Here is a 19,879-nt window from a genome sequence, read left to right as displayed (position 1 = left end):
GCGTGCGCCGAACCCCAGACCCATCGCCAGCCCTCCAACATATATAGCATAGCTTATATTGAAGCGCGGGAAAGAAAAGCCCGCGCGGCTTGCGGCGGCGCGGGCTTGGATAAGCATTATTGCTGAATGGTTTACGCCTTGGGCTTTTCGACGTGGCCGCCGAAGCCGGCGCGCATGGCCGACAGTACCTTGTTGGCGAATTCGTCGTTGTCGCGCGAGGAGAAGCGGCTGTAGAGCGCGGCACTCAGCACCGGTGTCGGCACGCTTTCGTCGATGGCGGCCATGATCGTCCAGCGGCCTTCGCCCGAATCCGACACGCGGCCGGCATAGGCGCCGAGCACCGGATCGGCATGCAATGCGTCCGAGGTCAGGTCGAGCAGCCAGGAGGTGATGACGCTGCCGCGACGCCAGACTTCGGCGACGTCCTGCAGGTTGAAGTCGTACTGGTAGTGCTCCGGATTGGCGATCGGCGCCGTCTCGGCATCGACTTCATGCGTGGCAGCACCGATATTGGCGCGCTTCAGGATGTTGAAGCCTTCGGCATAGGCGGCCATCAGGCCGTATTCGATGCCGTTATGCACCATCTTGACGAAGTGGCCCGCGCCGTGCGGACCGCAATGCAGATAGCCCTGCTCGGCCGTGCTGCCGGCCTGATCGGGGCGATGTGCCGAAGGCGCGACGTTGCCGACGCCCGGCGCCAGCGACTTGAAGATCGGCGACAGCGAGTCGACCACCGGCTTTTCGCCGCCGATCATCAGGCAATAGCCGCGCTCGAGACCGAAGACGCCGCCGCTGGTGCCGACGTCGACATAGTGCAGGCCCTTGGCCGTCAGTTCGCCGCCACGGCGGATGTCGTCGTGGTAATAGGAGTTGCCGCCGTCGATGATGATGTCGTCGCTGTCGAGCAGCGGCGTGATCTGCGCGATCACCTTGTCGGTGATGGCCGCCGGCAGCATCAGCCACACGGCGCGCGGACGCGACAGCTTCGAAACGAATTCTTCCAGCGAAGCGCTGCCGACGGCGCCCTTGCCGACCAGATCGTTCACGCTTTCCGTCTTCGCGTCGTAGACCACGCATTCATGGCCATCGCGCATCAAGCGCTGGACCATGAAGCTGCCCATGCGGCCCAAGCCAACCATACCAAGCTGCATCTCATAATCTCCTGAGAATTAAGAATCTAATCGATATTATGCGCGAATACCTATCACTCGCGCTGCAGCAAGCAAGCGAAGTCTCCGTCACAATGACGGGAACGTCAACGCATCGCATGACGATCATCGCTGAAACCGCGAGCGCGCAGGGCATTCCGTCGAATCTGGAACCTGAAAAAATATCGCGAATGTCAACCGCGGACCGCCGCTCACCCCACGGCTCATTGCTGCACTGCAAGAATAACGCGGCCGCTGGTGGCGTCGCTGAGCATCCGCGCGGTCTCGGGCGCCACGGCTTCCGGGATGGACAGTGTCAGCAGCGCCCCCGCGTCCACGAACACCTCGGCCACGACGCGCACGCCGGCCGAGGCCGCTATCCGCGCCTTGACCAAGGCAAGATCGGAGAAATTCACCGCGATCTCGGCCTCGACGGTCGCGACCAGCTCGACCAGCGTCGCCGCTCTCAGGCAGGCCGCCGCCGTGCCACCATAGGCGCGGATCAGCCCGCCGGTTCCAAGCAGCACGCCGCCGAACCAGCGGGTGACGACGACGGCCACCCGGTCGAGCGATTGCCCGTCGATCGCCTGCAGGATCGGCTTGCCGGCGGTTCCGCTCGGTTCGCCATCGTCGTTGAACCGATAGCTCTGGCCGATCCGCCATGCCCAGCAATTGTGATTGGCGGCGGGATCCGCATGCGCCGCCAGAAATGTCCGGGCATCCTCCTCGGAGCCGATCGGCGCCGCGACAGCCAGAAACCGGCTCTTCTTGACGATCTGCTCGAGTGTCTCGGTGCGGATAAGTGAAAACATGGCCATTGCCATATCGCCAGCAACGCTCGCTTCGCAAGCAAAACCGGCTCCCGCCGGAAGCTCCCGACCGCAAATCGGAAGCCGGAAAAGCAAAACGCCCGCGGCTCAACGCAACGGGCGTTTGAAATGTCTCCGCTCGCCAGGAGCGGCGGTCGCGTGTTAGCGCGTGGCGTCGCGGGCAACGCGCTCGATGTCGGCGCGGTTGATGCCGAGATCGCTGAGCGCACGGTTGGACATGCGGCCGAGTTCGTTGATGGTCTGACGATACTTGCGCCAGTTATTGAAGGAGCGTGCTACGTTCATGGTAAATCCCCTTTCCTAGGGCTTTCAGCGCCTGGCAGCGCGTTTGCTGCCCGTGTCTCTCTGTTGATGTGAATATAGGCGTCCTCCCCGTCGGCGAACAGCGCTAAAGCATCAGAACACCCATGCGTTCAGCGCATGACTAAACCGGTGCTGCTTAATATTTTTGCCCCTGAAAAAGCCGTAAACGTTTCAGAAAGCCGCCCTTTTCAGGAACTTTCGCCCCGATCTCCGCGGAACGAGGCCGCCCCGGCCACATTCATTAAAGTGTTTTAACCGTTTTAATCGACGGATATCTGCTTGGAATTACGGATATGCGGCAATCCCCGGCTGCAAAAACACGAATTTCCTCCAATGCACTCAGCGCATACATTCTCCACACCCCTGCGACAGCGCGCCAGAACCATCCCCGAAGGCACGTCGACACACCGCTTTTCGCCGAAAACAGCCGGCGGCCCCATTGCCAGCAAACCCGGCATACGGCAGTAGAGACGCGCCGATGCGATCGAGTGCGCGACCTTCGGCGGCCGTGCCAGTACCCGCGCAACAAGGAAGTCATATGAAGCATATCCTCGCGGCGGCCACGCTTGTTGCGGCCACCCTGCTCTCCATGGCCACGGCCCGCGCGGCCGATTTCGGCGTCACCCCGATGATGGATGGCGACAGCTTCATCGGCTGCCTTGCCCAGAACAACCGCACCGGCATCGGCTACCTCGCGGTCGGCGACAAGCTGGCCCTGTTTGCCAATGCGGACGCCTTCGCGATCACCAAGGGCGAGCGCGTCAAGGGTACATGGTCCGTGGATGGCGCCGCCGCCGCGGAATTCTCCTCGACCGCCGACAGCGACAAGACCGTGACGATCGACGTCCCGAACGATGCGCCGACCGTCACCGCCTTGACCTCCGGCAAGGAGCTGACCGTCACCGCCAACGGCATCGACGTCATCCTGTCGCTGACCGGCACGGAGCAGGCGTTCACCGAGCTGATGACCTGCATGAAGGAAAACGGCGGCGAATAAGGCCGGACGCCAGGGCGTTCGAAGCGCGACGCGATCACGGGCGATGGGAAGCAAGAGTGCGATCCGCGGCAACCGATGGAGGTTTACGATCCTGGGTGCCTACAAACGTAGGTGGGCGCCATATGTCCAAGCCCACGGGCCTGGCCAGGGACAGCTCCCTTTGGATCGAGTATGGCCCCAGGGATTGTGGTTCCTGTCGAGAGGCGCAGATCGCAACTGCTATATAAGACCGATCCATGACGCGCGCCAGAGGCTGACGCGGACGTCCCTGATTTAATTCACGGCGCTAGTTCAGCGCTGCGGGCGCCCGGCCGTTCAGCTTGTCGGTGATCCCGCGCAGCTGGCTGCTGACCTCGACGATGGCGGCTGCGATGCTTTCTTCTGTGCGGCTGGTTGCGGCCAGCACCGTGTCGCGGTTGCTGCGCAGGCTGTTGAGTTCATCTTCAAGGCTGGCGACGCGCCGCGTCAGCTCCGAGATCTCGTCCATGATCATGATGCCGGCCATGACGGTGATACGGAGATCGCCGATTTCGCCGAACTGGTCCTTGAGATGGCCGACATAACGGTCGAAACGGGTGGCGAGATCGGTCAGGTGGTCTTCCTGTCCCTCTTCGCAGGCCATGCGATAGGCCTTGCCGTCGATCATTACCGTTACCTGCGCCATGTCCTAAGCCCTTTATTAGCGGTCGAGAACCGCGCGGATGGTCTCCATCGCCGTCACCAGGCGACGCGACACCTCGCGATTGACCTCTTCCAGCCGGTTCGCGCGGAATTCCGCCTGGTCGAGCTCCTGCGCCAGCTTGGAGCGATCGGCATGCACGCGGCGAACCTCGCCCTCGATCTCGCCGGTCTCGCGCTGCCGCTCGATCCGGGCGTCTACGGCGCTGTCGAGCGCCGAAATCGCCTGCCTGAGCTCCAAGAGCGCTGCATCGATGCTGTTGCCAGTGGATGTCATGTCTTTCCGGTTCCCCGCGCAAGACCCGCGAATCGGTATTGAGGCCCGACGCGATGTTTTCAAAAGGATATGCAGCTCGCCAACTGCCCGTCAATAAAGGTCGGAGGGCGGCAGGCGAGCTAGTTGTGGATGACTGAAATCGGCGGCTCCGTCAGCGGGCCTGTCACACGCCTGTCAACTTTTGTTAAAATCATTGGTCAAATGTCAAAAATCGTCATTCCGACCCCTCTAATAGGGCTTCGATTTATTGACTTGCCTGCTCCAACTGCTATTTGTGCACCCGCTCTCATTGATGGTCTCCGCAGGCTTGAGGCCATCCCCCGACACCCCGGAACAAGCGGAATAGCGATGATTTCTCCTGAACAACACGACCGGATGGCAAACGCGATCCGTTTCCTCTCAATGGATGCAGTCGAGAAGGCGAATTCCGGCCATCCGGGCATGCCGATGGGTATGGCCGATGTCGCGACCGTCCTGTTCTCGAAGTATCTGAAGTTCGACCCGTTGAAGCCGCACTGGCCAGACCGCGACCGCTTCGTGCTGTCGGCCGGCCACGGCTCGATGCTGCTCTACTCGCTGCTCTATCTAACCGGCTACCCTGACATGTCGGTTGATGACCTCCAGCAGTTCCGCCAGCTCGGCTCCAAGACCGCCGGTCACCCGGAATACGGCCACGCCACCGGCATCGAAACCACCACCGGCCCGCTCGGCCAGGGCATTGCCAATGCCGTCGGCATGGCGATCGCCGAACGCAAGCTGCGCGAGGAATTCGGCGCCGACCTGCAGGATCACTACACCTACGTGATCAACGGCGACGGCTGCCTGATGGAAGGCATCAGCCATGAAGCCATCGCGCTCGCCGGCCACCTGAAGCTCAACAAGCTCATCCTCTTCTGGGACAACAACTCGATCACCATCGACGGCGCTGTCTCCCTGTCGGATTCGACCGACCAGATCATGCGCTTCAAGGCCGTTCACTGGCACACGATCGAAGTCGACGGCCACGACCAGGCGGCGATCGCGGCAGCCATCGAGGAAGCCCACAAGTCCGACAAGCCGACCTTCATCGCCTGCAAGACCGTCATCGGCTTCGGCGCTCCGAACAAGCAGGGCAGCCACAAGGTTCACGGTTCGCCGCTCGGCGCCGAGGAAATCGCCGCCACCCGCAAGGCGCTGAACTGGGAATACGAACCCTTCGTCATCCCCAACGACGTTCTCTCCGATTGGCGCGCCGCCGGCACCCGTTCGGCTGACGCCGTCAAGGCTTGGGAAGGCCGCCTCGAAAAGGCAGCGACCAAGGCCGAATTCAACCGCCGCTTCGCCGGCGACCTGCCCCAGGGCTTCGACGCCGCCATCAGCGACTACAAGAAGAAGCTCGCCGAGACCAAGCCGACCGTTGCGACCCGCAAGGCTTCCGAGGATGCGCTTGAAGTCATCAACGGCTTCCTGCCCGAGACGATCGGCGGCTCCGCCGACCTGACGCCGTCGAACAACACCAAGACCAGCCAGATGCATTCGATCACGCCGACGGACTTCGCCGGTCGTTACATGCACTGGGGTATCCGCGAGCACGGCATGGCATCCGCCATGAACGGCATCGCGCTGCACGGCGGCCTCATCCCCTACGGCGGCGGCTTCATGATCTTCTCGGATTATTGCCGTCCTCCGATCCGCCTCGCGGCGCTGATGGGCATCCGCGTCGTCCACGTTCTGACGCACGATTCGATCGGCGTCGGCGAAGACGGCCCGACCCACCAGCCGGTCGAGCAGATGGCCTCGCTGCGCGCCATCCCGAACCTGATGATGTTCCGCCCGGCCGACGCCGTCGAAACCGCCGAGTGCTGGCAGATCGCGCTGAACACCAAGGACCGTCCGTCGGGCCTGGCGCTCACCCGCCAGAACCTCACCACCGTCCGGACCGAATACAGCGAGAAGAACCTCTGCGAACTCGGCGCCTACACGCTGGCGGGCAATGCCGACGCCAAGGTCACGATCTTCGCTTCGGGTTCGGAAGTCGAGCTGGCGGTCGCCGCCCGCAAGACGCTCGAGGAAAAGGGCGTTACCGTCCGCGTCGTCTCCGTCCCCTCGACCGAACTGTTCTTCGAGCAGCCGGATGCCTACCGCGCCGAGATCCTCGGCAAGTCGCCGATCAAGATCGCCGTCGAAGCCGCCGTCCGCGAAGGCTGGGATGCCTTCATCGGACCGGAAGGCACCTTCGTCGGCATGAAGAGCTTCGGCGCTTCCGGCCCGGCCAAGGATGTCTTCAAGAAATTCGGCATCACGACGGAAGCTGTCGTCGCTGCTGTTGAAGCCAAGCTTTGATGTGATAAAGGAGCGCCCGAGGGCGCTCCTCATTCCATAACGCAAGCCCTACTCTCGGGAGAGACACACATGACTGTAAAGGTTGCCATCAACGGCTTCGGTCGTATCGGCCGCAATGTTCTCCGCGCCATCGTCGAATCCGGTCGCACGGACATCGAAGTCGTTGCCATCAACGACCTCGGCCCGGTCGAGACCAACGCGCACCTGCTGCGTTACGACTCGATCCACGGCAAGTTCCCGGCCGAAGTGAAGGTCGAAGGCGACACGATCACCGTTGGCGGCGGCAAGCCGATCAAGGTCACCGCCGTGCGTGATCCGGCGCAGCTGCCGCACAAGGAACTCGGCGTCGACATCGCCATGGAATGCACCGGCATCTTCACCTCGCGCGACAAGGCTGCCGCTCACCTGACGGCTGGCGCCAAGCGCGTCATCATCTCGGCGCCTGCCGATGGTGCCGACCTGACCGTCGTCTTCGGCGTCAACCACGACCAGCTGACCAAGGACCACCTGGTCATCTCCAACGCCTCCTGCACCACGAACTGCCTGGTTCCGGTCGTCAAGGTTCTCGACGACGCCGTCGGCATCGATCATGGCTTCATGACCACGATCCACTCCTACACGGGTGACCAGCCGACGCTCGACACCATGCACAAGGACCTGTACCGCGCCCGCGCCGCAGCCCTGTCCATGATCCCGACCTCGACCGGCGCCGCCAAGGCCGTCGGCCTGGTTCTGCCGCACCTGAAGGGCAAGCTGGACGGCACGTCCATCCGCGTTCCGACCCCGAACGTCTCGGTCGTCGACTTCAAGTTCGTCTCCAAGAAGGCCACCACGGTTGGCGAGATCAACGAAGCCATCAAGGCTGCGTCGAACGGCAAGCTGAAGGGCATCCTCGGCTACACCGACGAGCCGCTGGTTTCCCGCGACTTCAACCACGACAGCCACTCGTCGATCTTCGCCACCGACCAGACCAAGGTCATGGAAGGCAACTTCGTTCGTATCCTCACCTGGTACGACAACGAGTGGGGCTTCTCCAGCCGCATGTCGGACACGGCCGTCGCCTACGCCAAGACCATCTAAGATCGGCAATATGGATTTCGGAAAGCGGCTCGGGAAACCGGGCCGCTTTTCATTTGTCGAGACGAGCCGCGACGGTCAAACGCGCTTGCCCGCATCCTGCCGGATGCGGTAAATTCGCGCCACGGGCTGCAACGCGGCGCCCAACGAGAAGCCGGACCTGCAACAGGCGGATCACCCATGAGAATGCTGATGTTGGCAATCCTACTTGTCATGATCGCCGGCGTACTCAGCCTCACCGTCGTCGGCGGCGGCTCCAGGCAGATCGCCAAGGGCCAGCCGCTGCTCGCCTCCTCCTCGCGCTTGATGGGACCGCGATAATTATACTGGCGGCGGGCTGGCATGGCATCGCCGAACACCATAGTGTCGGACAAACGAAAAGCGAAAGAGAATTCAATGGACTACTTCACCATCGAGATATCAGGCAAACCCATCGCGAGCTTCCGTTCCGAAAACGCCGAGGACGCCCGGCACTTCTTCGAGGCCGAGGATTTCCGCGAGGACCTGACCGTGCTTCAGACCGAAGGCAAGCCCGTATGGGATGGCGCGGCGGCAATCACCTTGCGCAAGGCGACCCCGGATGAGGCGAGCGAAGTCGAGCATGCCTACGAGTTCGACGACGATCCCTCCCGCACCATCGAAGACGAATTCGTCGTCTTCCTGATCCCGATTTCCGACGCGGACGAAGACGACGGCAACGACGACGCGTGAGCCGTCACAAATATCCCGGAATACGAATGTGCAAGAAAAGAACAGGGCAGTAATTTTTGCCCTGCTCTCGCCTGATTTGACCCTACACTTTACGCAGGATCACTTTCCAACCGTTCATTCGATTTGCCCCGGGCGGACCACTCAGCAGCATGATGCATGCAAAGCGCAAGGATAGCCCTTCAGGTCTACCCTTCGCCTGAATTTTGCCCTTTACTGGCAGGCATCGGACAGGAACCGGAGAAGCGATACGATCTTTTGAGACAGCCGCATTCGACGCGAAGCGAAACTGCGGCGATTGATTTTGCGTGAAGGGGCTTGGGCATGGAAGCATTCTACATCGTCGTGCTGGTATCGACGGCGCTTGTGCTTCTTGCCGCTTTCTCCAGCCTGCTCGCCTTCCGCTTCGGTGCCCCGCTGCTCCTTCTGTTCCTCGGTATCGGCCTGCTTGCCGGCAGTGATGGTCTCGGCATCGAATTCACCAACAATTACCTCGCCTATATCCTCGGCTCGATCGCGCTTGCGATCATCCTCTTCGATTCCGGCTTCGGCACGCCGGTACAGGCCTTCAAGCTCGCCGCCGTTCCCTCCATAACCCTGGCATCGGTCGGCGTGCTGATGACGGCGGCGCTCTTTGCCGTCGCGGCCATGTGGCTTTTGAACTTCACCTGGCTCGAGGGCATGCTGCTCGGCTCCATCGTCGCCTCCACCGACGCCGCCGCGGTCTTCTTCCTGCTGCGCATCGGCGGCATCAACATCCGCGACAAGGTGCGCTCGACGCTCGAGGTGGAATCCGGCACCAACGACCCGATGGCGATCTTCCTGACCATCGCGCTGGTCGAGGTCCTGGCGTCGGGCGAGCGCTACAGCGGCATCAATATCGGCATGCTCGCCATGTTCGTGCAGCAGATGGGCCTCGGCGTCATTCTCGGCCTGCTGGGCGGCATGATGATCGTGCTCATCGTCGGCCGGCTCGAGACCGATCGCGGCCTGACGCCGATCTTCGTGCTGGCGCTGGCGCTTCTGGTCTTCTCGTTTACCGGCGCCGTCGGCGGCAGCGGCTTCCTTGCCGTCTACGTCGCCGGCATCTATGCGGGAAACCGCAAGCTGCCCGGCTACGCTTCGATCAAGCGCTTCCAGGACGGCATGACCTGGCTGGCGCAGATCATCATGTTCCTGGTGCTCGGCCTTCTGGCGACACCATCGCAATTCGGCACGATCGCCATCCCCGCCGTGCTGCTTGCGCTCTTCCTGATCTTCATCGCCCGCCCCCTTGCGATCTGGCTGTCGCTGCTGCCCTTCGACTACACGCAGCAGGAAATCGGCTTCGTTGCCTGGGTCGGCCTGCGCGGCGCCGTCTCCATCCTGCTCGCCATCATGCCGATCCTCGGCGGGCTGGAAAACGGCCAGGTCTACTTCAACACCGCCTTCATCATCGTGCTCGTCTCGCTGCTGGTGCAGGGCTGGACCATCAAGCCGGTCGCCAAGAAGCTCGGCCTGATCATTCCGCCGCGCATCGGCGCCGTCGACAAGGTGGAGGTCGACCTGCCGGGCGCCGCCAACCACGAACTCCTCTCCTACCGCGTCGTCAAGGACAGCCCGGTGCTGCGCGGCGAGCGCATTCCGCGCTGGGCCACCCCCTCGCTCGTCATCCGCGACGGCAAGTCGATGCGCTATCAATATGCCGGCCGCCTGCGCGAGAACGATCTCGTCTACCTCTTCATCGTCCCCTCCTATTCGCGCCTGCTCGACAAGCTCTTCGCAAGCCGCGTGCCGGTGGAGGAGGACGACACCGATTTCTTCGGCGCCTTCGCTCTTTCCCCGAGCCGCCCGGCGACCGATCTCGACGCCGCCTACGGCCCGGGTCTGCTGAACGAAAACGAGAAGGGCCTGACCATCGCCGAACTGATGAAGCAGCGTCTCGGCGGCAAGGCGGAATATGCCGACCGCGTGCGCCTCGGCTCCATCATCCTGATCGTCCGCGACCTCGACGACCACGATCATATCAGCGCCATCGGCATGTCGCTGGAGGCCGTCGAGCCGGCCGTGACGCTGCCGATCTTCATCAATCTGCGCGATATCATCGACCGCGTGCACGACCGCTTCAAGAGCCGCAAGAACAAGGAGACGGCAGCCGCCGCCGCGGCTGGAAAAGCCGACGAAAACCCGCGCTGAACGCCTTGCGTCCGCGATGATCCTTGCTATGGTCCCCGCATCTTTTCAGGCAATAAACGAACGGATTTCCCAATGCCCTCCTTCAAGACACTCGACGATCTTAACGACATTGCCGGAAAGCGCGTTCTCGTCCGCGTCGACCTCAACGTTCCGGTCAAGGACGGCAAGGTGACGGACGTGACCCGCATCGAGCGCGTCGCCCCGACCATCAAGGAACTCTCCAGGAAGGGCGCCAAGGTTATCCTGCTCGCGCACTTCGGCCGCCCGAAGGATGGCCCCTCGGCCGACCTGTCGCTGACCCTCATCGCCCCATCCGTCGAAGCCGTGCTCGACCATCCCGTTCAGACGGCGACCGATGTCATCGGCGAAGCCGCCGCCGGCGCCGTGGCCGCCATGAAGGATGGCGATATCCTGCTTCTCGAAAACACCCGCTTCCACAAGGGCGAGGAAAAGAACGACCCCGATTTCGTCAAGGCGCTGGTCGCCAATGGCGATATCTACGTCAACGACGCGTTTTCGGCGGCGCACCGCGCCCACGCCTCCACCGAAGGCCTCGCACGTCACCTTCCCGCTTACGCCGGCCGCACCATGCAGGCTGAACTGGAAGCGCTGGAAAAGGGCCTCGGCCAGCCGGTCCGTCCTGTTGTCGCCATCGTCGGCGGCGCCAAGGTCTCCACCAAGATCGATCTCCTCATGAACCTCGTGAAGAAGGTCGACGCGCTCGTCATCGGCGGCGGCATGGCCAACACCTTCATCGCCGCCCGCGGCACCAGCGTCGGCAAGTCTCTCTGCGAGCATGACCTCGCCGACACCGCCCGCCAGATCATGATCGAAGCCGCGACATCAGGCTGCGCGATCGTTCTGCCCGAGGACGGCGTCGTCGCCCGCGAATTCAAGGCGGGCGCCGCCAACGAGATCGTCGCCATCGACGCCATCCCCGATGACGCCATGATGCTCGACGTCGGCCCGAAGTCGGTCGAAGCCGTGAAGGCCTGGATCGAGCGCGCCAACACGCTGGTCTGGAACGGCCCGCTCGGCGCCTTCGAGATCGAACCCTTCGACAAGGCGACCGTTGCCGCCGCGCAATATGCGGCGGAGCGCACCAAGGCCGGCAAGCTCACCTCGGTCGCCGGTGGCGGCGATACCGTCTCGGCGCTGAACCATGCCGGCGTTGCCGACGACTTCACCTACGTCTCCACGGCGGGCGGCGCATTCCTGGAATGGATGGAAGGCAAGGTCCTTCCTGGCGTCGAAGTCCTGACCAAGGCCAAGTAAGCCAAACCGGGCTTCTGGCCGGTTTGAACTGTTTAATCGAGACCGCGAAAGCCAGCGCTTTCGCGGTCTTTTAGTTGATGCTAGAATAAGCCTTAAGTTTCAAACGTTTGAAATGATTTCAATCGTTTCAATAGCTTAACCCAGGATTTTCCTTTTAAAATTCTTCTGATATCGCAGATCCAGTGCTTCGAGAGCGTGAAAGGACCCGACATCTTGCCGATGTCGATCCGTTGATTGATCGATCAGGCGTTGCCGATCGGTTTTGAGATAGAAGATAACCCGCGCGCGAGGCGCCGGTTCGAAGAAGGAGTGACCTATGGTGGACGCGAAGATGTTGAACAAGATCAGCTCGGCGCCAGGATTCATTGCAGCGCTGGACCAGAGCGGTGGTTCGACACCCGCAGCGTTGCGCCTCTACGGCATTGCCGACACCGATTACCAGGGTGACGAGGAAATGTTCCGCCTGATGCACGCCATGCGCGTCCGCATCATGAGCGCGCCGGCCTTTACCAGCGACAAGATCGTCGCCGCCATCCTGTTCGAACGCACCATGGATGGCGACGTCGACGGCCAGCCGGTTCCCTCCTACCTCTGGGAAAAGCGCGGCGTCGTGCCGCTTCTCAAGGTCGACAAGGGCTTGGCCGCCGAAGAAAACGGCGTCCAGATCATGAAGCCGATGCCCGAACTCGATGCCCTCCTGGCGCGCGGCCGCGACAAAGGAATTTTCGGCACCAAGATGCGCTCGGTGATATCAAGCGCCGACAAGGCCGGCATCGCGGCCGTCGTCAAGCAGCAGTTCGAGGTGGCGCGCCAGATCATCGGCAACGGCCTCGTTCCGATCGTCGAGCCTGAAGTCTCCATCAAGAGCCCGACGAAGCAGGAGGCGGAAGCCATTCTTCGCGACGAGATCGCAAAGCAGCTCGACCTGCTTCCCGCGGGCGAAGAGGTGGTGCTGAAACTGACCATCCCGACCGTCGCCGATTTCTACGCGCCTCTGATCGCCCACAAGTCGGTCGTGCGCGTCGTCGCCCTTTCCGGCGGCTACAGCCGTGTCGATGCCTGCGAGAAGCTCAGCCGCAACCATGGCATGATCGCAAGCTTCTCGCGCGCCCTGACGGAAAACCTGCGCGTTTCGATGAGCGACGCCGAGTTCAACGCCAGCCTCGCCGAAACCATCGACGAGATCTACGCCGCCAGCGTCAACAAGGCCTGACGCGCGAGCCGACCGTTCACCGGAACCGACGGAAACCCGGCCGCCTCTGACGGCCGGTTTTTTATTGCCGGTCGATTGTCACGGCGACAAGAATTGCCCTTCTGCCGGCCGCTGGCGATGGCTACTGAGTGAGGCTCCTGAAACCATCGGAGCACGCGATGACAACCGTTTCCTTCACCACCGTCGATGTCTTCACCTCCACCCGCTTCGAAGGCAATCCTCTGGCCGTCATGACGGATGCGCGCGGCCTCTCCGACGACCGGATGCAGGAGATCGCCGCCGAGTTCGGCTATTCGGAGGTGACCTTCGTGCTGCCGCCCGAAAACCCCGAGAATACCGCCCGCGTGCGCATCTTCACGCCCACGACGGAAGTGCCCTTCGCCGGCCACCCCAATGTCGGCACGGCCTATGTGCTCGGCAACCTCGACGACATCTTCGGCAAGCCGTTCGGCGACATCATGCGCTTCGAGGAAAAGGCCGGCGTGGTCACCGTCGACGTGCGCCGCGAACAGGGCCGCGTGGTCTCGACCGCGATCCGCGCCCCGAAGCCGCTATCCACTGGCTCTACCGTCGCCGAAGACACCATCGCCCGCTGCATCGCCATCGACAGCTCGAAGGTCAGCGCGCGCATCCACCGGCCGCTGACAGTGTCCGTCGGCCTGAGCTTCGCCGTCGCCGAACTCGCCGATCTCGAGACACTCGGCCGCGCCCGGCCCAACCTCGCCTGTTTTCAGGATGCCGCCGGCCCCACGCTGGAGGGAAACCACGACTTCTCGCTCTTCGTCTACGTCCGATCGGCCGACAAGCCCTGGCATATCCGCGCCCGCATGTTCGCCCCGCTCGACAATGTTCCCGAGGACCCCGCGACCGGCAACGCCTCGGCGGCGCTTGGAGCCTACCTCGTCTCGCTCGAACCCGATCCCGACATGAGGGTGTCGCTGACCATCGAGCAGGGCGTCGAAATGGGCCGCCGCAGCCTCATCGGCATCGAGGTGACGAAGACGAATGGCGTCGTGACCGACGTGGTGATCTCTGGCGCCTGCGTCGAGCTCATGCGCGGCGTCATCGACTGCTGAGCGCAGCACGCTTGAAGAGGACGGATCGACGCTCCCCCGCGCTTGACAGTGATCCGTCGCGAGCGATATCACCCCTCGTATCGGCAATGGATTCTGCCGAGGCCAGAAAAGGCTGAACCGCTTCCCCGACGAAGCCGATGACTCCTACTTCATTTGCCATCGCGCGAAAGGGTAGAGTCATGTTCGAAGTCTCATTGTCATCACAGATCGCCGGCGATGCCGCCCCTCATCAGGGGGTTGGGCTATGATCGCCTTCTCCGACATTTTCGGCATCCGTCTCCGCCAGCTTCGCGACATCGGCAAGTGGATCGCCGTCATCGTTCCGATGGCGATCGTCGTGGGCTCGTTCTGCGCTTTCTTCCTCTGGGCGCTCGATATCGCGACCCGGACCCGCTTCGATCATCCCTGGCTGCTCTACGGCCTGCCCGTCGCCGGCTTTTTCATGGTCTTGGTCTACCAGAAATTCGGGAAATCGGCCGAAGGCGGCAACAACCTCATCGTCGACCAGATCCACGAGCCCGGCGCCGGCGTTCCCCTGCGCATGGCGCCGCTCATCCTCGTTTCCACCATCGCCACCCATCTCTTCGGCGGCTCCGCCGGCCGCGAAGGCACAGCGGTGCAGCTCGGCGGCAGCGTCGCCAGCGCCGTCGCGAAGCTCTTCCGCCTCTCACCCGCCGATGTCCGAATTCTCCTCATGGGCGGCGTCGCGGCCGGGTTCGGCGCGGTGTTCGGCACGCCGATCGCCGGCGCCATATTCGCGCTCGAAGTGCTGACCATCGGCCGCATGCAATACGAGGCGCTGATCCCCTGCCTGATGGCATCGATCACCGGCGACTGGACCACCCAGGCCTGGGGCATCGAGCACACGCATTACCACATCGCCTATCTCGCCGACGCCTCCGCCGATGTCTTCCGTCTCGACGCGATCCTGCTGCTGAAGGTCGCGGTCGCAGGCGTCATCTTCGGGCTTGCCGCGAAATCCTTCGCCGAGCTCTCCCACGCCGCCTCCGCGCTGTTCAGGAAGCGCCTGCCCTACGCGCCGCTGCGTCCCGTTCTCGCCGGGCTGATCGTCATCGGCCTCGTCCATCTGCTGGGTACCCGCGCCTATCTCGGCCTCGGCGTCTGGTCGCCAAATGTCGCCGACCCGACGATACCGGGCTTCTTCGCGCCCGGCGCCGTCGATTACTGGAGCTGGTTATGGAAGGCGCTCTTTACCATCGTCACGCTGAGCGCCGGCTTCAAGGGCGGCGAGGTGACGCCGCTGTTCTTCATCGGCGCCGCGCTCGGCAATGCGCTGGCGGCCCTCCTGGGCGCGCCGTCCGATCTCTTCGCCGGGCTCGGCTTCGTCGCGATCTTCGCGGGCGCCACCAACACGCCGCTCGCCTGCATGATCATGGGCATCGAGCTCTTCGGCGCCACCCACGCCGTCTACCTCGCCGTCGCCTGCTTCCTCGCCTATCTCTGCAGCGGCCATTCGAGCATCTATCTGGCCCAGCGCCTCGGCGTGCCGAAACGCCGCGCCATCGGCACCATCCCATCAGGCGTTTCGCTTCGCCATATCAGGGAGCGGAAGGGGCCGGCTATCGATGGGGTCGAGAAGTAGGAAAATAAGAACGCCCGCCACGCGATGCGTGACGGGCGGCTATGTTTGCATCGGCTACGCCGCGTTTGAAAACAGATAGGGCCGGCGTTCGGTCTCGCTCGTCTTGAAGGAATGCCGGAGGTGCAGCAGGTCCTTGCGCGCGATCAGCCCGACCAGCCGCTTCGTCTGCGGGTCGATGACGGGGATGCGCCCTTCCCCCGAATTCAGCATGATATCGGTAACGTGCCCGACCGTGTCATCGGCAAGCGCATAGGCGATGTCAGCGTCCGAGGTCGCGTCGGCAATGCTCATGTCCGGCGCCACGCCCTCCTGTTGCCACCGCAGCACGTCGGCGCGTGAGACCATGCCGAGCAGCACACGCTGGTCGGTGACGACGGGATAGACGCGGTGCGTCTTCTCGGCCGTCTCGAAGAAGGTCTTCACCTCCCCCACCGTCTGGCGCGAGGAAAGCACGTCGACATCCACGATCATGATGTCGCGGGCGCGTGTCAGCTCGAACGGGTCGATGCCGTATTCGCGCGTGATGTGCTGGCCGCGCCGGGCGATCTTTTCCGTCAGGATCGACCGCCGGAGCACAAGCACCGTCACCGCATAGGCGGACACCGTGGCGGCAAGCAGGGGCAGGAGCGCCGACAGGTCTCCCGTCAGCTCGACCGCGAAGAAGGTTCCGGTCAGCGGCGCGCGCATCGTGCCGCCCATCATCGCCGCCATGCCGATCAGCGCCCAGAAACCCTGGTCGCCCGGCAGAAACAGCCCCGCCAACCAGCCGATCGCGCCGCCGAAAATGAGCAGCGGCGCCAGCACGCCACCCGACGTGCCGGAGGAGAGCGCGATCAGCCAGATCGCCACCTTCACGGCGAGGATGGTGAGAACGGCGGCCGGAAGCACGTTGCTGTGCAGCAGATCCTCGATGATGTCGTAGCCGACACCGAGCGCGCGCGGTTCGATCAGCCCGCCGATCCCGATGAACAACCCGCCGATCGCCGGGCACCACATCCAGTGGATGGGCAAGGCCTCGAACAGGTCCTCGACCTTGTAGAGGAGCACGGTCAGGAGACCCGAGCCGAACCCGGTGAGAATGCCGAGCCCGGCGCACAAGGCGATCCCCCACCAGGGCAGGTTCATGGCGAACTGCACGGGAAACAGCGGACCGGCGCCGAACAGAGCCGGCCGCCAGCAGGCCGATACGCACACGGCCACGGCGACCGGAATGAAGCTTCTCGGCTTCCATTCGAACAAAAGCAGCTCGACCGCGAGCAGAAGTGCCGCGATCGGCGTACCGAAGATCGCGGTCATGCCGGCGGCCGCACCCGCGACCAGCAGCGACTTGCGCTCCGCAGAACTCATCTCGAAGCACTGCGCGAACAGCGAGCCGATCGCTCCGCCGGTCATGATGATCGGACCTTCGGCCCCGAACGGACCGCCGGTACCGATCGAAATCGCCGACGACAGCGGCTTCAGCACCGCCACCTTCGGCGACATCCGGCTTCCGCCGATCAGGATCGCCTCGATGGCTTCAGGGATGCCGTGCCCCCTGATCTTCTCCGAACCGAAGCGCGCCATCAAGCCGATGACCAGGCCGCCGATAACGGGAACGACAAGCATCCACAGCGAAGGTCGCGCATTCGCCAGGCTTTCGGCAACGAGGCTGAACTTTCCGAACCAGACGATATTGGAGACGAGCGAGATCAGGCTGACCAGCAGCCATGCCGCGAACGCGCCGCCCGTGCCGACGACGACAGCCATCAAGGTCAGCGCCAGAACGCGCTTGTCGGTGGTGAAATCACCGGCCGCGCGGCGCGGCGCAAGCGAGGCAACATTGGATGAAGTATCGGGCGGAAGAGACTTGGGGGGCATCGTCGATCCTGTCTGGTGTTTGTCTGCGCGCTCAAATATATCGTAATACGATATAAATCAAGACGCCCGCGTTCATGCCCGATACGGTGGTCCGCCCGCGCGCCGCGGGGCTTTGCGGATGACAGCGATAACGGGTAGAGATCGCCCTGATTTTCACGGGTATCGACGGAAGGATGTGGCGATGCGGGACGACCTGACGGAGGAGGATTACGAAGCGCTCGCGAACCTTCGCCACACGCTACGCCGCTTCATGGACTTCAGCGCCTCGGCCGCGCTCGAAGCCGGCCTGCCCGCCCAGCAGCATCAGGCGCTGCTCGCCATCAAGGGACACCGCTCCCCCGATCCGATGACCGTCGGCCTGCTCGCCGAAAGGCTGATCATCGCGCCGCATACGGCGACCGAACTCGTCGGGCGGCTGGAAACCGCCGGCTACGTCAGCCGCCGCGCCGACCCCAACGACCGCCGCCGCCAGACGCTCATCCTGACGGACCAGGCCGAAGCAGTCCTCAGACAGCTGACGACCATCCACCTCAGGGAAATCCGCGAAATGGCGCCACGCCTGATCGGCATCCTCCGGAGCATCCAGGAGGAAACCCCGCTGCCGGACGATCCGTGGTCGGCATAATGCTTCGGTAAGGTTACGGGACGAAGCCGAGCAGATCCTGCCAACGGCACCGCTCCCGGACCGTTAAACGAACAGATCCCGCCCCAAAAGCGCGACCGCCCAGATCGCGAAGGCAAAGAGCGCGATCTTCCAGAAATCGGCGCGCTTCCTCAGACCCGGCAGACCAAGCGGCTTGATCAGGTGCACGACCATCGCAAGCATCAGCAGAAGCGCGATGAGCTTCGTCATGTCTTTATTTTTCCATACGTTCTTGATGTCACAGGACGGACATTATTTCGCGCGACGAGTGTATCTAAATACGCCGTAAAGGCATTCGGGGAGACAATCAACATGTCAGAGACTGGGCGGCATCGCGGGCTGCCATATGTCTTCGCGTAACTAAGTCGAGTTGCATGGGGGGCCAATGAAACGAAATCTTCTATCCGTCGCATCACTTCTGTTCGGCACGCTTTTTCTGTTCATGGGCAATGGCCTCCAGGGCATCCTCCTCCCCGTCCGCGGCAATCTCGAAGGCTATGCGACCACCACGCTCGGCCTGCTCGGCACCTCATGGGCCGCCGGCTTCGTCATCGGCTGCCTCGTCGCGCCCCGCATGGTCAGCCGTGTCGGCCATGTGCGCGCCTTCTCCGGCTTCATATCGATCATCGCCATCATCGCGCTGGTGAGCGGCATCGCCGTTCATCCGGTCTGGTGGGTGCTGCTGCGCGCCGTCACCGGCTTTGCCACGGCCGGCACCTCGATGATCATCGAGAGCTGGCTGAACGAGCGGGCGACCAACGAAAGCCGCGGCGCGATCTTCTCGCTGTATATCGCCATCACCCTTATCGGCGTCGTCGCCGGCCAGATGATGATCCCGCTCGAGGACGTCCGCACGCCCGTTCTCTTCATGATCTGCGGCATCTTCTATTGCATCGCCATGCTGCCGACGCTTCTGTCGACCGCCGCCTCGCCGCAGCCGCTGAAGGCCGTGAAGCTCGATCTCAAGGCGCTCTATCGCAATTCGCCGGTCTCCTGCCTCGGCATTCTCCTTGTTGGCATCGCCAACGGCGCCTATGGCACGCTGGGAGCCGTGTTCGGCGCCGGCGCCGGCCTCTCGGACACCTCGATCGCCGTGATGATGAGCGCCACCATCTTCGCCGGCGCGGTCATGCAGCTTCCCGCCGGCCGCCTGTCGGATCGCATCGACCGTCGCTACGTGCTCGCCGCCATGTCGGCGATCGCGGCACTCGCCGGCCTGATGCTCGTCGTATTCCAGCCCGCCTCGCCGGTCTTCATCATCACGCTCGTGGTGCTTTATGGCGCGGTCGCCAACACGCTCTATCCGATCGCCGTCGCCCACGCCAACGACTATGCCTCGTCGGAGGACTTCGTGAAGGTCTCCGGCGGCCTGCTGCTGCTTTACGGCATCGGCACCATCATCGGCCCGACGATTGGTGGCCCCGTGATGTCGTTGATCAACCCGCACGCACTGTTCCTGGTAACAGCGCTCGCCCATGTGCTGATCACCGCCTATGCGATCATTCGCAGCCGCATGCGCGCCGCCATTCCGGCCAGCGACCGCGACGCCTACACGACCATCCCGACGGCCACCTCGCAGATGATGACGCCCGAGGGCATGTCGCTGGCCGATCGCGGACAGAACAAGACATCAGAACCGCCGATGGAGCCGGCGCCGCGATAAGGTGAAGCGAGGAAGGCCGGGCGCGGCCCGGCCG

General features: G+C 63.2%; 19 protein-coding genes and 1 other RNA gene. 12 read left to right on the top strand and 8 right to left on the bottom strand.

The window, feature by feature from the left end; translation table 11 throughout:
- Positions 1-131 precede the first annotated feature (131 nt).
- From gnd to GGQ67_RS12325, 3 genes are all read right to left on the bottom strand, one after another.
- Positions 132-1,151, bottom strand: a complete 1,020-nt coding sequence (gene gnd / locus GGQ67_RS12335; RefSeq protein ID WP_183900453.1) for a phosphogluconate dehydrogenase (NAD(+)-dependent, decarboxylating) — start codon at positions 1,149-1,151, stop codon at positions 132-134.
- A 221-nt stretch (positions 1,152-1,372) separates the two neighbouring features.
- Complete coding sequence (locus tag GGQ67_RS12330; RefSeq protein ID WP_183900452.1) at positions 1,373-1,960, bottom strand: IMPACT family protein; 588 nt, start codon at positions 1,958-1,960, stop codon at positions 1,373-1,375.
- A 159-nt stretch (positions 1,961-2,119) separates the two neighbouring features.
- Complete coding sequence (locus GGQ67_RS12325; protein ID WP_183900451.1) at positions 2,120-2,263, bottom strand: DUF1127 domain-containing protein; 144 nt, start codon at positions 2,261-2,263, stop codon at positions 2,120-2,122.
- Positions 2,264-2,819: 556 nt separating this feature from the next.
- Between GGQ67_RS12325 and GGQ67_RS12320 the strand changes: the two genes are divergently transcribed.
- Positions 2,820-3,278, top strand: a complete 459-nt coding sequence (locus tag GGQ67_RS12320; RefSeq protein ID WP_183900450.1) for a hypothetical protein — start codon at positions 2,820-2,822, stop codon at positions 3,276-3,278.
- A gap of 56 nt (positions 3,279-3,334) precedes the next feature.
- Here GGQ67_RS12320 and ssrS read toward each other — a convergent pair.
- The 3 genes from ssrS to GGQ67_RS12305 form a co-directional block, all read right to left on the bottom strand.
- Positions 3,335-3,493, bottom strand: a non-coding RNA gene (ssrS, locus tag GGQ67_RS12315) — 6S RNA.
- A 71-nt stretch (positions 3,494-3,564) separates the two neighbouring features.
- Complete coding sequence (locus GGQ67_RS12310; protein WP_183900449.1) at positions 3,565-3,942, bottom strand: cell division protein ZapA; 378 nt, start codon at positions 3,940-3,942, stop codon at positions 3,565-3,567.
- Between the two features lie 15 nt (positions 3,943-3,957).
- Positions 3,958-4,233, bottom strand: a complete 276-nt coding sequence (locus tag GGQ67_RS12305; protein WP_018899664.1) for a DUF4164 domain-containing protein — start codon at positions 4,231-4,233, stop codon at positions 3,958-3,960.
- Between the two features lie 348 nt (positions 4,234-4,581).
- On the opposite strand from GGQ67_RS12305, the gene tkt reads away from it, so the two are divergent.
- The 9 genes from tkt (at position 4,582) to GGQ67_RS12265 (ending at position 15,682) form a co-directional block, all read left to right on the top strand.
- The gene (gene tkt / locus GGQ67_RS12300; protein ID WP_183900448.1) at positions 4,582-6,555 is read left to right on the top strand and encodes a transketolase; all 1,974 of its coding nucleotides are present in this window, start codon (positions 4,582-4,584) and stop codon (positions 6,553-6,555) included.
- 69 nt (positions 6,556-6,624) lie between these two features.
- Positions 6,625-7,635, top strand: coding sequence for a type I glyceraldehyde-3-phosphate dehydrogenase (gene gap, locus GGQ67_RS12295; protein WP_183900447.1), 1,011 nt, complete (start codon positions 6,625-6,627; stop codon positions 7,633-7,635).
- Between the two features lie 189 nt (positions 7,636-7,824).
- Positions 7,825-7,953, top strand: a complete 129-nt coding sequence (locus tag GGQ67_RS25505; protein WP_281393585.1) for a hypothetical protein — start codon at positions 7,825-7,827, stop codon at positions 7,951-7,953.
- 75 nt (positions 7,954-8,028) lie between these two features.
- A complete protein-coding gene (locus tag GGQ67_RS12290; RefSeq protein ID WP_183900446.1) occupies positions 8,029-8,343 on the top strand; it encodes a hypothetical protein in 315 nt (104 codons plus the stop codon).
- 321 nt (positions 8,344-8,664) lie between these two features.
- Entirely contained in the window at positions 8,665-10,515 is a 1,851-nt protein-coding gene (locus GGQ67_RS12285; RefSeq protein ID WP_183900445.1) for a potassium/proton antiporter, read from the top strand.
- Between the two features lie 72 nt (positions 10,516-10,587).
- Positions 10,588-11,790 (top strand): phosphoglycerate kinase, encoded by a 1,203-nt coding sequence (locus GGQ67_RS12280; RefSeq protein WP_183900444.1) that lies wholly within the window; start codon positions 10,588-10,590, stop codon positions 11,788-11,790.
- Between the two features lie 316 nt (positions 11,791-12,106).
- Positions 12,107-13,003 (top strand): fructose bisphosphate aldolase, encoded by an 897-nt coding sequence (locus tag GGQ67_RS12275; RefSeq protein WP_183900443.1) that lies wholly within the window; start codon positions 12,107-12,109, stop codon positions 13,001-13,003.
- A 158-nt stretch (positions 13,004-13,161) separates the two neighbouring features.
- Complete coding sequence (locus GGQ67_RS12270) at positions 13,162-14,079, top strand: PhzF family phenazine biosynthesis protein (protein WP_183900442.1); 918 nt, start codon at positions 13,162-13,164, stop codon at positions 14,077-14,079.
- 244 nt (positions 14,080-14,323) lie between these two features.
- On the top strand, positions 14,324-15,682 hold the full coding sequence (locus GGQ67_RS12265; RefSeq protein ID WP_183900441.1) for a voltage-gated chloride channel family protein: 1,359 nt from the start codon (positions 14,324-14,326) through the stop codon (positions 15,680-15,682).
- A 54-nt stretch (positions 15,683-15,736) separates the two neighbouring features.
- Here GGQ67_RS12265 and GGQ67_RS12260 read toward each other — a convergent pair whose 3' ends face one another.
- Entirely contained in the window at positions 15,737-17,539 is a 1,803-nt protein-coding gene (locus tag GGQ67_RS12260) for a chloride channel protein (RefSeq protein WP_183900440.1), read from the bottom strand.
- A gap of 181 nt (positions 17,540-17,720) precedes the next feature.
- On the opposite strand from GGQ67_RS12260, the gene GGQ67_RS12255 reads away from it, so the two are divergent.
- Positions 17,721-18,164, top strand: a complete 444-nt coding sequence (locus GGQ67_RS12255) for a MarR family winged helix-turn-helix transcriptional regulator (protein WP_183900439.1) — start codon at positions 17,721-17,723, stop codon at positions 18,162-18,164.
- 63 nt (positions 18,165-18,227) lie between these two features.
- Here the strand turns inward: GGQ67_RS12255 and GGQ67_RS12250 are convergent, their stop codons facing one another.
- A complete protein-coding gene (locus GGQ67_RS12250) occupies positions 18,228-18,392 on the bottom strand; it encodes a hypothetical protein (RefSeq protein ID WP_018899677.1) in 165 nt (54 codons plus the stop codon).
- Positions 18,393-18,567: 175 nt separating this feature from the next.
- Here GGQ67_RS12250 and GGQ67_RS12245 point away from each other — a divergent pair, with 175 nt between their 5' ends.
- Positions 18,568-19,845 (top strand): MFS transporter, encoded by a 1,278-nt coding sequence (locus GGQ67_RS12245; protein ID WP_183900438.1) that lies wholly within the window; start codon positions 18,568-18,570, stop codon positions 19,843-19,845.
- The last annotated feature ends 34 nt before the right edge of the window (positions 19,846-19,879 follow it).

This window comes from Rhizobium metallidurans (assembly GCF_014196505.1).
Lineage (GTDB): Bacteria > Pseudomonadota > Alphaproteobacteria > Rhizobiales > Rhizobiaceae > Rhizobium > Rhizobium metallidurans.
The sequence above is the reverse complement of the archived record's forward strand: the minus strand, read 5'-3'. Positions and strand labels throughout refer to the sequence as shown.